Origin of the sequence: Polaromonas sp. 39-63-25, from assembly GCF_002278925.1 — a bacterium.
GTDB lineage: Bacteria > Pseudomonadota > Gammaproteobacteria > Burkholderiales > Burkholderiaceae_C > Polaromonas.
In genome coordinates, this window is sequence record NZ_NCJH01000032.1 from 17,327 (window position 1) to 29,318 (window position 11,992).

An 11,992-nucleotide genomic window follows, 5' to 3' on the forward strand; every position below is an offset into this window, starting at 1 on the left:
CCATATATCAACTCCAGCACCTCCAACAAGGAAACGTCCCCATGAAAACGAGAAGACAAAACCCCGCCGCCCCTGCGCCGGCGCCGAAGGGTGGGCCCGCTACCGGCACCGTGGCTTCGTGGCACGAGCAGCCGTGGGCCGAAAAAGTCCCGTATGAACTCGCGCAAAGCCTGAACAACCTCGAATCGGATGACAAGGCCCCGCCCACACTGGCCATGGCCGTCGAGGAGGCCGCCTACATCATCGGCCTGCATTCCGAATCCGGTACCGAATCGCAAGCCATGCTCGCCGGTGAACGCGGGCGCGAGGCACGCACCGAGGCGAAGAAAACCATCCGCGATTGCGAGGCGTTCATCAAGCGCCACAAAACCGAGCCCCAACCCTCATGAGCACCACCACCATGTCAGCCAGCCAATTCACCGCCCCCGGCTCTGCGCCCGTGCAGCGCAGCAACCGCCCCGATGTGCGAAACCCCATGCTGCGAATGCCCGAAATCGCAGAAGGCTGGGCCGCCCTGCCGCCGGACTCCCGCGCCGCGCTGGTCGGCTTCCTTCAAGTCATCAGCAAGGCATCGCGTGCCCACGGTGCCCACCACATGGAAAAACGTAAGTTCCAGTCTGGTGCGTACTGGATGGCCAAGGCCGTTGACTCGCGTCACCTTGCACTTGCTGCACGCCATTGGGAGACTGCTCGGCTGCAACCGGACTCACAAGCGAGGCAGGGCGCGCCTGCGCAGATCTGCGGCAAGGTCAGCGACGGCCACCCCTGCCGCATGCCGGTCGGCTCAGGCTGCCCCGATTGCACGGTTTCCCTGCACGATGTGCCGGAGGGCTCATGAGCAGCACCAGCCACTCTCGGGCCACCTACCTCACCCGCGAAGACGCCCTGCAGCTGCTGGCCGTGCGCAACCACTTGGGGCGCGGCAACCTCGACAAGGCTGTGTTCGCGCTGGAAGCCTTTGCTGATCCCGCCATGACAAGAACCAATGGCTGGACCTGGATCGAGGCCGTCGCCGGCGGCGGCGCGGAGCTCTTCGCCCCGGCCGATGGGCAGGTTGCCCGCCCGTCTGCCCCCTCGGCCTGCAGCTGCTCGGTTGCTGACCATGGCGAGCCAGCCGGCGAGGCCGGGCAGGCGCAGGACCTGGGTGTCCAGCTCGTGCGGCGCGACCTGCAGGAGGTGTGGGCCGGATTTGACGACTTGCCCCTTGTTGGGCCCCCGCAAAGCTGGCCCCGGAAGCCCTTCGCCCGGATCCGCTGGAGTCAAGACGACGGTGACCGCGCGGTAGGCCTGCAGGGCGTCGCCGGCTGGACCCTCGGCGAAGAACAACGCGGCACTTTGCTGCACGACATCATGGAGAAGGCAAATCTTGCGACCTCAACATAACCCGCCCACCTCCGGCCGGCCAGCTGGCTCGTCAGCCGTGGGCCTGCTGCAGCTTGGCGCGCAGGACCGCGTCATCACCTGGAACCACCTGGGCTACGGCCAGCATGCCGAATGCGCCGTCTATGTCGAATGCCTGGACCATGCCGCCGGCGTCATCCACTGCCTGACCGCTTCCGGCAATGCAAGGAAAGTTGCGTTTTCAGACGTTGTGGATGTGATAACGACATCCACCCCGATCACATTCACCGTTCCTCAAGCCCTTTGGAGCCTTCATGCGTGTGACCCTGCCTACCTGGGCCGGCCAGTGCGCCCGGTCGCCGTGGCGGTGGCTTCCAGCGGCAGGGTGCAAGGCCTTGTCCTTCCCAAGTTCCCCGGGGCGCGTCCCGGCGAGCACCTTCACCTCGACTGTTCTTCTCATCAGCTGGGCCTGAGCGACAAGCAGCTGCTCCAGTCCTTGCCGTCGAGCGGATTCAACCCCAAGCGAACAGGCGATCCCGAGGCTGGGCGCAATCGGGCCTACCGTACGGCAGCTGGTCGCGTCCGCGCCTGGCTGACCACGGTGGGCGGCGCGGCCGTCGCAACCTTGCCGCTCGACCCGAGCTTGCGGCGCAACGGGAAGCTACTCGTTCCTGCCGGACTGGGAGGTCGTCATGACGAATAGTACGGCTGCACAAGAAATCGGGGAACTCAATCTGACGTACCTGTTGCTGGCGCAGCGTCTGCTCCGCGAGGACTGCGCCTCTGCCATGTACCGGTTTGGCTTCAGCCGGGAAATCGCACAGGCGATCTCGAGCATGCCGCTGGCCAAGATCATGCAAATGGCGATGTCCGGGATGGTGTTGTGCCGCCTCCGGCTGGAGGAAACCGCGGTGTTTGACGCACTCATCAACGATGGGAACATGGCCGCGATGCACCAGACCCATGTGGCCATCGTCCTTGCCGGCCAGCCGGTCGACGATGTAGGGCAACCGAGAAAGACGCCTGCCAAACGCCGACAGGCCGCCTGACCCGCCAAGCGTGGGCAGGCTGGCGCGATCGGGATTTCTCCTGTTCGGGGTTGTTCAACATGGATGAAAGAAGCAGTGCAGGGGAGTTGACAGCCCGCCCAAGCATGAGAGCCTGTTTGAACTGGCCCCTAAAGGAATCACCAGGTTTTGCCGTTAGCCAAAGGCTAGCTTTCAATCTTCACAACAGGATCTTCATGAAATCGTTCTCTGCCTCCTCCCATGCCAACACCCGCATCCGCTCGGTCGCACTGGCCGTGTGCCTGGCCGCCGGCGCTCTCGCGCTGCAGGGCTGCGCCACGACCGGCGGCGGCGCTGCCGCATCCGAGCAGCCCGACTACTCGTTCATCGTCAAAGGCAAAACCACCAAGCCCCAGCTGGTGGAAAAGTTGGGCCAGCCCAGCCAGTCCACGATGAGTTCCTCCGGCAATGAAACCCTCGTGTGGGAATCCTCGACGGTCTCCTGGGACCCGAAAACCTTCATTCCCTACCTCGGCGGCGCTCTCGGCGGCTCCAACGTGAAAAGCTATGCGCTGTCCGTCGCGCTGGACCGCAAAGGCGTTGTGACCGATTACACCTTCAACAGCGGAAACAAGGAAAACAAGTTCCGCTTGTAAGGCGAAAGCTCTCATACAGGCCGGTGGGGAAGCTGCAAAAATCGCAGCCGACCCACCGGCCTTATTTCATTGGCAAAATCCATGACTTGCGTCAAAGGGTGCGCGCCTTTTGAAGTGACCCTACAAATGTCACGCCATTCACACTCGCATAAGAAAAAACGTTTCTAATCGGCGCATGCCTTGAGTAGGGCGACTCGCAGTACGCCACCGTTCTTCGAGTCGAAAGTACCTCGTTGCTTCGCAGGCCCAAGCGCCTGTTCTGGCAATAATGAATCGGGGTCACTACATCCAACCCAATCGGTGCCTCCGAAAAGTGCTTACGCCGGCGCGCATGACCAAGCCGCAGGTCCTGGACAACAGGAAACCGCCGCCATGCGGCCATTCACACATCATCGAAAGCGAGTTCACAAATGCATGCCGATCGAGTAGTGACAGCGGGCCATTCGCCTGCCCCAAGTTCCAGCGACAACGAATCGTCCCAAGCCAGCAGCGGCCATACGGCGCTGGTGAGCAAACTGGTTGCCTACTTGAAGGAAAGTGGTCGCCAGACGTGGGAAGACGTGAAGTTCAAAGTCTTCGCCGCGGCCGAAATGATCAACTGGTCCACAAGCACAGACATCGAACCGGTGCACGCCGACGTGTTCTCGCTGCGACAGACTCAGGACAAGGCGCAGGCGAACCCATGCGTCTACCAGGTGGTGGTCACCCGCTCGGACTTTCTCGCCGCGATGGCACAGCGCCAGCAGCGCGCCGCCTGTGAGCTGATTTCCGAGGGCTTCTACTTCGTGGCACCCGTCGGGGTCGTGTCCCCCCAGGAGCTGCCCGCCCCGTACGGTCTGGTCACCTCCGACCAGACCGGCTTCACCGTCGTCAAGGCTCCGGTGTTCACCAAACACCTGCTGCAGCCGCTGCAGCCCTTCGTCGCAGCTTCCTGACCGGCGCCTACGGCCGCTGGCGGGTCCTGCGGTATCACTCGCGAGACCTTTGGCCACGACCGTTTGACGCGGTTTGGTGCCTCTGGTCAAATCAAAAAGCTTTCGGCATAGGCCGATTTCGCTGACCCAGTCAGCCTTCACCTTGAGTCGCAGCGCAACGCTGTCGGCTCGCATATCTCAACGGCTCAACCGAGTCGTTCGTTTCAACCCACCGGGGCACTCCCCGTTGGGGCGGTGCTTCGTCTTAAAAAGTCGAATCTCCAATGAAACTTCTTCTCAAACAACTTTGCATGATCGAGTCGATCTTGCCGTTCCTCGCCGTGCGTTCGCTTTTCGCGGCCTGGGAAGGCGAATTCACCTGCGATCCCCAGTACTGTCGAGTTGTGGACGGCACCGTCGAAGGCACGCATCGCGATCTGTGGCTTCCTGGCGCGGATACACCGCTGCTCAAGGCCACGTATGCGGGCGACAAGCTCAGCATCGCCCTGGACACTGGCCAACGCCTGCCGGATGGCATGTCGGCCCTTCTGGTGGCGATGGGGCTGGTTTTTCGCGGCGGCGAGAGCGGAACTTCCACTCACACCCCCTTGGATGCCGAAGAGCTCTACACCCGTGCTCTGGATCTGGACAACACGTGGATGGTGCTGCGCCGCATGGCGCCGAACCACCCCACGAGCGAGGATCTCGTGCGCAATGCACAGGTGCTGCTCGAGCTGGCCAACGCCTGGCATGAAACCACATTGGCAATTGGCAACACCGGCGGCTCGCCGGCGCTGGAAAAGCAGGCCGCCCAGCTGATGGCGAAGGCGGATAACTTCCATGCGCTGAACATCCCCGGCCTGGAGTCCCTGAAACTTCTGCCTGACTACCGGGGCTCCGCGCTCACGGCCATGTTTACCGGCCGCGACCACGAGAGCCTGGTGTGCAGCGTGAAGCTGGACTGGGCAACCGGCAGAATTGCGTCGTCAGGGCCTCAAGCCCCGAAGCGCAAGCCCGGCAAGTTCGATGTGCGTCCTACGCGCGTGCCCCAGAACATCCTGGACGTGCTCGGAGGTGTGGTGATCGAGGGACATGAAGTCTCCATCACCCAGCGGCTGGCCAGCGCGTTCTACGCAAAGGTCAATGCGTTCATGCAGGACATCGGCGGCAAGTGGTCGACATCGAGGCAGGCGCACGTCTTTGAGGACGATCCGGCTCCGGTGCTGGAGGAAATCCTCCGGACAGGGGAGGTTTTCACTTCCAGGGAATATGAGTTTTTCGAAACTCCTGCGCCGCTGACTGCTCGGGTTGTCGCGAAGGCCTGCCTTGAGGCAGGAATGAAGGTGCTTGAGCCAAACGCTGGTGGTGGGGCGTTGGCCATGGCAGCAGCTGAAATTGTCGGGCGTGAGAACGTGACGTGCTATGAGTTGATGGGCCGAAACGTCAAGAAACTCAAGGCATTGGGCTTCCAGCTCGACGGGCCGCGGGACTTTCTTGCGATCACGCCTTCGGAAATCTACGATCGCGTGCTCATGAATCCGCCGTTCGCGCATTTCAGGGACTCCGACCACATAATTCACGCTTTCAAATTCCTTCGGCCTGGCGGCGTCCTGTCAGGCATCGCGTCAACTACGTGGCAAACCCACGATACGGCACCCGCGCGGAGGTTTCAGGCGTTCGTCGCAGCTCTGGGAGGGGAAGTCGAACAGGTACCCGCCGGCGCCTTCAAGGCGTCCGGAACTGATGTGCCGACAACAATGTTGTTGCTCAGAAAGCCAGGCGTCGCGGTGGCGCGCGCTCTGGACATCGAGGTGGCAGCTCCGCAGCAAGCCCCTGCCCAGGTGTGCTTGTTTTAGAAAACACATTGCAAACCCCGTCCAGCATCCGCTGACGGGGTTTTTGCATTTGTGGATATCCGTTTCTATTCTGAGCAATTAAAGTCGTAAACAGCCGACTAGCATTCATGCGCCTTTGCGGTGTACCAAATCAACAACACTCAAAGCCAAAGTCGTAAACACATTGGCGCGCTGCGTCATCCAAAGGCATGCGGGCCGCGCGATCAGTGGAGCGGTGGAGCTGAAACAGGTATTCGGCTGGCTGTCAATTGGAACGGCCATATCCGGCTTCATCGGGCCGTTCGCGGCGGGGCTGTTGATCGATCACGCGGGTGCCACCGCCGGCAGCACTACGGGCTACAGAGCAGCCTTTTTATTGATGGCGATTTTTCCGCTGCTGTGTTGGTTGCTGTTGCGAAGCATGACCGTGTTGCCGCTTACCGGCGTGCCGAAGGTGAGTAAAAACTCGATCACGCCGGCATCGCTGGCACCGTGCACGAAGCCGCGGGCCCTGTTGTCACCTGAATGGTTTCATTTTCACCGAGTGCAACTTAGAAAAAACGCCGAACAGGGGCTGCGTATCAAAGTGATGCGCCATCCACAACCAAGCGCCTGGGCGCCCCGCTCCGATCACCATAAACGCATTCGGCGCACTTGACCGCTTAGTGCGGCAAATTCTCGCCAGCGTCAGCCGGTCGACCGTACTCATCCGGAAGTTCCCTTCGGGATGCGTGTGCCATTCTCCGAGGTAGACCTGTCGGCCTTTTGATTGCAGAAAAAGCTCATCGAGCTGGTCACATTGCCATTCGTGGTCGCTGTGGAAGCTGTAGCGGTCGTGAACTGCGTTTGGACCTGGCCCAATGGCGCTCTCGATGATCTGACTCACTCCACTTCGATAGCCGACAAGTATCCCTCCGGTTTCCAGCGGATATTTATCCGCGGACGCCGCCTCAATGGTGGCGAGCGCATCGACTGAAAGCCAAAGGTCAAGCACAGGCGCTACAGTCCGGATGTCTGCTCAGCGAGTAGGTCGTCCAACGGCTTTCGATCCGGCGATTTGCCGAGAAGAAGTCGCCTACCGCCACATCCCATTCGAAATCTGATGTTTGCCCTTCGCCATCATCTTGCGCAAGCAACGTAGCCACCGCCAGACGGGACGCGAGGATAGACACCTCATCGCTGTCAATACCTGCCGCAACGAAGGTTGGGTGTGTGCAGCCCCTTGGTTGTATGTCCAAAGCCCCATTGTCTGCGGGATACCTAATTTCCCCTGCCGACATAGCATGCTGAAAGCAGTGCCAGCATCCTTGAGTTTCAGTCGGATTCACACGGCCAACGACTCCGCCAGCGGCCCCCGGTGTGGTCGAGAGCCAGACGTACGCCTTGCCTTCTACTCGTGACATGTCCGCAAGCAGGTGGTTAACGCGGTAGTTCGCAGTCGCATCAATGACGAGATCCACCTGTCGCATCTCCTCTCGAAGGAAGTCATAGTCGCTGAACGGCAGTCCGTTGGATGGATTGATCTGCTGAAAGCCACCGATCCGAAACGTGCTAGCAGTGACTTTCGTACGGGGGTAATCACTCGCGACGTGGTGTGCAATGACTTCCGTCTTCGGAAATCCCGCGAGTTCCCACCCGAAAGCCCACCGCACGCTGTTTCCTGCTTGAAGGTGATCTGTATCCACTAAGCGCAATTCTCGGATGCCGCTTTTTGCCAGTTGCATCGCCAGCGGAGAGCCTATCGCCCCTGTCCCTACTAAAAGCACCGACTTTGAGCGTAGCGGTGCAAGCGCGGGCGCGCGCTTTAGGAGCGAATCCTCTCCAGCCCAGTCCGCACGCACTAGGCCGTATTCAATAGTCGGTGCGGTCGGGGTGCGTCCATGGCGTCCAGCTTTATTTACGCGAAGCCAAAGAAACAGCCAGTCCTCAGCAGCTTGCCTCCATTCCACTTGATCCGCATATAGGAAACCGACGGTGATCTCCTCGCCTGCCTTCGCATGGTGCAGTCTTTTTTGGAGTGCCGGCGACGTCTCTAGAGCCAGGTTGTACAGCCGCTTGCGAATCTCGTCGTCCGTCCCTTCGCCAAGTTCAGGACGGCCCTCTAGTCGAATCCATACCCCGCCGCTACGTTGTTTGAAAGCGAGCATCTGAACGGGATAATCAACCAGTGGAACACCAGCGTTGTCACTAATTTGCCGCAGTACTGTGATGATGCCCGGCTGCTTTTCCCCTCGCACACGGGAATCCAGAAGAAGAGTTCCGGACAAGATGCCTGCTGGCGGCAACTCATCAGGAACTATGATCGCCGAGCGTTCCATGTACGGTAGAAAGTTCGACAGCGGTTCCCCGACGTGCTCTTCATTCGCTGCGACGTAGTCCGGAGCGACTCCAGGTCGTGTGACTCCCTCAAGAATAGGCAGTTGCTGCTCAAGCAAACTGGCGAGAGTGTCTTGCCCGGGGTGCCATTCGTCACCGTCCTGTGCGAGCAAGCATAGGTAACCTCCGGGATTGTGGTGCCTCGGAAGCTTCATACCGCTGAGACGGACGTGCGGCATGAAGTAGGGATAGCTGTCCGGGTAAAAAGCCACAAGCTCGCGTTCTCCACCGCAGAACTCGACGATGATTGTCACCACGAGACGACCCAGCTGGAACTGGTCCTGCTGTATTGACCAAGGCTTGCCCCAAGCGTTCAGTGCTGCTTTTTCAGCCTCCAGAGTACTCGGGTACCGAGTCCACCAAGGCTCCATTGTTAGCCGACCGGGCGGTGATGCGGGGGTTTGGGAGCGCCGCTTCCCGGATTGGGCACATTGGTTGGGGGTCCTGGTGGGACGTTAGGATGCGGTGGGTGCTCTGGGTTACCTGGGTTGCCTGGGTTTTGAGGCTTATTCATGCTGGTCCTTTTTGGGTTCAATGTGAGAACAGATCCTATCGATGCCCGTGGCGGAGTGCGCCCTCCAATTGGAGGATGCCCTCGCAGTATCTCTATTTGTCAGCTGGGCGGGTATTGAACTCGCGCCCTAAGTTTCTGCCGGGTACCGTTCGCTCGTGAGGACGATCTCATTGTTGGCCGCCTTCAGGTTGAACATGAACTGCGTGCCGCTGCGCTTCAAATCGAAATGGGTAGACATAAAAATCCTAAACGTTGAGAAAAATGGGCTTGACCGGAAACAAGGCATGGCCACCATTGCTGGCACCCATGCCCTGCCTCACTCACTTCACCGCTTGCTGTTCGGCGTCCTGCTCACGGGCACCCAAGTGCTTCCGGGAGTGGATGTCGGGGGCAAGGGCCTTTTGTCTGGCACTGCCGCGAAGTTGTCACGGGCCCCGCCCCTAGGTCCAACTTCGCGAAAAATGCCACCACTATTGCCGGTACTGGTTCCGGGCTTCTTTCCTGCTGTCATATCGTTTCCTTTTTTCAACAGCACTAACGCCCCGGTACGTAAAACCCCGCAATTGCCAAGCCTTGGGGGCTTGGGTTACGCTCAACGTTCCTAAACGTGAGTTGGGGGCAGATTTCGCCGGTATCGGTACTCTGCCAAGGCTGCCTAGAGTTCGTACCTCTAGGTGGCCTTTTTTTATACGGCTATTTGCATTCTGAGGTTGGAACCTGATTCAAGCATATTCGCCTGATTTGTGCAAAACATGGTTGACTCTCCAAAAAGTCTGATATGCTCTTTTGTGCAAAATCAGGTAGGAGAAAAGAATGGCAGAGCAGACAGGTTCCGGCGCATCACTTGCAGACTTCATTTGGAAGAATGCTGAAGACCTTTGGGGCGACTTCAAGCACACAGACTTTGGCAAGGTCATCCTGCCATTCACCTTGTTGCGGCGTCTGGAATGCGTTCTGGAGCCGACACGTCAAGATGTCCGGGATGCCAATGCGCTCCACAAGGACTCAGGCATTGACCTTGATCTGATCCTGCGCCAGTGCACGCGGTTTTCGTTCTACAACACATCTGAATACGCACTGGGCACGCTGGGTGGGACCAAAACCCGGCAGAACCTTCAGGACTACGTTGCGCACTTTTCGGACAACGCCCGAATCATCTTCGACCAGTTCGACTTTTCCAATACGGTAATCAGGCTGGATAAAGCTGGGTTGCTGTTCAAGATTTGCAAGAACTTCGCCGGAGTGGATTTACACCCGGATGTGGTGCCCGACCGGGTAATGAGCAACCTCTATGAACATCTGATCCGCCGCTTCGGGGCCGAGGTCAATGAGGGCGCCGAGGATTTCATGACGCCACGCGACGTGGTGCACCTGGCTACGTCCCTGCTGCTGGACCCCGACGACGCCCTGTTCGAGTCCAATCCAGGATTGATCCGCACGCTTTATGACCAGACATGCGGTACCGGTGGATTCATCTCGGACGCCATGAACCATGTGGCTGATTACGGCAATCGCTTCAAGGTGCCGCCAGTCATCATTCCCTACGGTCAGGAGCTAGAGCCGGAAACCCACGCGGTGTGTCTGACTGGCATGCTGCTGCGTACACTGGAATCTGACCCAGGGCGCGACCTGTCCAAAAACATCAAGTTGGGAAGCACGCTTTCCAATGACCAGTTTGCTGGCCAACGGTTTCACTATGGCGTATCCAATCCCCCCTTCGGCAAGAAGTGGGAAAAGGACCAGAAAGCAGTAACGGACGAACACAAGGAAAAGAAGTTCGACGGACGATTTGGCCCTGGACTGCCGCGCATCAACGACGGCTCCATGCTGTTCCTGCTGAACTTGGCCAGAAAACTCGAATTGCCTGAAAACGGTGGTGGTCGTGCTGCCATTGTTTTGTCTGGCTCGCCCCTGTTCAATGGTGGCGCAGGCTCCGGTGAGTCGGAAATCCGCCGTTGGTTGCTGGAAAACGACCTGGTGGAGGCCATCGTGGCACTCCCAACGGAAATCTTCTTTCGCACCGGCATCGGCACATACCTGTGGATTCTGTCGAACAAGAAGCCTGAGCACCGTCGCCAGAAGGTTCAGTTGCTCAATGCCTCTGACCTGTGGACTTCAATCAAGAACGAAGGTAACAAGCGCAGGATCATCAGCGATGAGCAGATCCGCCAAATCGTGGACCTGTATTCAGCAGCGGAAGACGGTGAACACAGCCGCATGGTGGACTACCGCGTTTTTGGGTATCGTCGCATTAAGGTGTTGCGTCCCCTTCGGATGGCGTTGCATATCAATGCCGAGTCGATTCAAAAACTCAAGTCAGAAAAGGCTTGGGCAAAGCTCACGGCAGAGCAACAAACCGCATGGATTGATGCCCTGCAGCCGCATATCGGATTGAGCCAACCTTTTTCTTGGGCCGAGTCCTTTGTAGCTGAGACTGTGCAAACTTCACAGACCTTCGGCAAGGGCGGTAAACCGCTTGTCAAAGCACTGATTAATGCCTTTGGCGAGCGCGATCCTGCGGGCGAGGCGGTGCTTGATGCCGATGGGCAATTCGTGGCAGACCCTGATTTGTCCGATAACGAGAATGTACCGCTCACAAAAGACATTCGTGACTACTTCGCTGAGGAAGTGTTGACTCATCTACCAGATGCCTATATCGATGAGACATTCCGTGACGACACTGACAAAGGCATTGGCCGGGTTGGCTATGAGATCAATTTCAACCGCTTCTTCTACCAGTACGTGCCGCCGCGAAAACTGTTTGACATCGATGCGGACCTTAAGCAGGTGGAGGCGGAGATTGCAGAGTTGCTGGGTGAGGTGACCGAATGAAAATCACCAGACTCGAACGCTTGGCGCAATTACAGCGCGAATACCATCGTTCCCATCAATGGCGATTGTCTCAGGGTGGACTGTACATTCCGCACTCCTATTCCAACATGATGCCGAACAGTCTCTCGCATTGGGATGATGTTGGCTTCATTCTCAACGGTCGGAGAATCATTGTCTGGTGGCAACACCCGCGACATGTCTATGCCAACGCGCTGGAGGAAAAAGCCTGGCAGGAAGTAGGCGATGGGCCGCGTGATAATTGGCTTCTTGACGGAGCCACAAAGAACTACGAACGGGTTGGCAGGTCACGTAAGAAGCTGGTGAGCTATACCAGCCGTGATCCTTCAGCAGCACAAAGGCAGCACTACGATTTGCTGAATGCGACGAGTGCCCGCCTGTCCTCTGAGGGGATCGATTTTCACTACTGTCCGGTTAAAAGTTGAACAAAATCAATTGGTTAGTGTCGGTTGGTAGTTCGGTTCCAGAGTTATCGGGCTGCAAGGCGCATGAAAGCTGG

13 protein-coding genes and 1 pseudogene are annotated in these 11,992 nt (G+C 58.6%); 11 read left to right on the forward strand and 3 right to left on the reverse strand.

The features are described from left to right. The first annotated feature begins 41 nt into the window (after positions 1–41). The 9 genes and pseudogenes from B7X65_RS22945 to B7X65_RS22985 form a co-directional block, all read left to right on the forward strand. Positions 42–389 carry a hypothetical protein gene (locus tag B7X65_RS22945; protein WP_293596553.1) on the forward strand — a complete coding sequence of 116 codons (348 nt, stop codon included), beginning with the start codon at positions 42–44 and terminating at the stop codon, positions 387–389. Beyond that, positions 386–838, forward strand: coding sequence for a hypothetical protein (locus tag B7X65_RS22950; RefSeq protein WP_293596554.1), 453 nt, complete (start codon positions 386–388; stop codon positions 836–838). The genes B7X65_RS22945 and B7X65_RS22950 overlap by 4 nt, the downstream gene beginning before the upstream one ends. Continuing rightward, complete coding sequence (locus B7X65_RS22955; protein WP_293596555.1) at positions 835–1,383, forward strand: hypothetical protein; 549 nt, start codon at positions 835–837, stop codon at positions 1,381–1,383. Before B7X65_RS22950 ends, B7X65_RS22955 begins: the two co-directional genes overlap by 4 nt. Continuing rightward, positions 1,367–2,044, forward strand: a complete 678-nt coding sequence (locus B7X65_RS22960) for a hypothetical protein (RefSeq protein ID WP_293596556.1) — start codon at positions 1,367–1,369, stop codon at positions 2,042–2,044. The genes B7X65_RS22955 and B7X65_RS22960 overlap by 17 nt, the downstream gene beginning before the upstream one ends. Further along, a complete protein-coding gene (gene flhD, locus B7X65_RS22965) occupies positions 2,034–2,390 on the forward strand; it encodes a flagellar transcriptional regulator FlhD (RefSeq protein WP_293596557.1) in 357 nt (118 codons plus the stop codon). The genes B7X65_RS22960 and flhD overlap by 11 nt, the downstream gene beginning before the upstream one ends. Before the next feature lie 194 nt (positions 2,391–2,584). Then, the gene (locus B7X65_RS22970) at positions 2,585–3,004 is read left to right on the forward strand and encodes a hypothetical protein (protein ID WP_293596558.1); all 420 of its coding nucleotides are present in this window, start codon (positions 2,585–2,587) and stop codon (positions 3,002–3,004) included. 410 nt (positions 3,005–3,414) lie between these two features. Then, positions 3,415–3,939 carry a hypothetical protein gene (locus tag B7X65_RS22975; protein WP_293596559.1) on the forward strand — a complete coding sequence of 175 codons (525 nt, stop codon included), beginning with the start codon at positions 3,415–3,417 and terminating at the stop codon, positions 3,937–3,939. A gap of 263 nt (positions 3,940–4,202) precedes the next feature. Beyond that, the gene (locus tag B7X65_RS22980; protein WP_293596560.1) at positions 4,203–5,774 is read left to right on the forward strand and encodes an SAM-dependent methyltransferase; all 1,572 of its coding nucleotides are present in this window, start codon (positions 4,203–4,205) and stop codon (positions 5,772–5,774) included. A gap of 178 nt (positions 5,775–5,952) precedes the next feature. Further along, a pseudogene (locus B7X65_RS22985) lies at positions 5,953–6,195 on the forward strand (MFS transporter); the annotation flags it as partial. Between the two features lie 75 nt (positions 6,196–6,270). On the opposite strand, the gene B7X65_RS23945 reads toward B7X65_RS22985, so the two are convergent. The 3 genes from B7X65_RS23945 to B7X65_RS23000 all read right to left on the reverse strand — a co-directional run bounded on the left by B7X65_RS23945 (position 6,271) and on the right by B7X65_RS23000 (position 8,881). Further along, positions 6,271–6,747, reverse strand: coding sequence for a Mov34/MPN/PAD-1 family protein (locus tag B7X65_RS23945; RefSeq protein WP_363104713.1), 477 nt, complete (start codon positions 6,745–6,747; stop codon positions 6,271–6,273). Further along, the gene (locus tag B7X65_RS22995) at positions 6,740–8,386 is read right to left on the reverse strand and encodes a ThiF family adenylyltransferase (RefSeq protein WP_293596562.1); all 1,647 of its coding nucleotides are present in this window, start codon (positions 8,384–8,386) and stop codon (positions 6,740–6,742) included. The genes B7X65_RS23945 and B7X65_RS22995 overlap by 8 nt, the downstream gene beginning before the upstream one ends. A 384-nt stretch (positions 8,387–8,770) precedes the next feature. Then, positions 8,771–8,881, reverse strand: a complete 111-nt coding sequence (locus B7X65_RS23000; protein WP_293596563.1) for a DUF1508 domain-containing protein — start codon at positions 8,879–8,881, stop codon at positions 8,771–8,773. Positions 8,882–9,456: 575 nt separating this feature from the next. Between B7X65_RS23000 and B7X65_RS23005 the strand changes: the two genes are divergently transcribed. After that, entirely contained in the window at positions 9,457–11,475 is a 2,019-nt protein-coding gene (locus B7X65_RS23005) for a class I SAM-dependent DNA methyltransferase (protein ID WP_293596564.1), read from the forward strand. Further along, positions 11,472–11,918, forward strand: a complete 447-nt coding sequence (locus B7X65_RS23010) for a hypothetical protein (protein WP_293596565.1) — start codon at positions 11,472–11,474, stop codon at positions 11,916–11,918. The genes B7X65_RS23005 and B7X65_RS23010 overlap by 4 nt, the downstream gene beginning before the upstream one ends. Positions 11,919–11,992 lie beyond the last annotated feature (74 nt).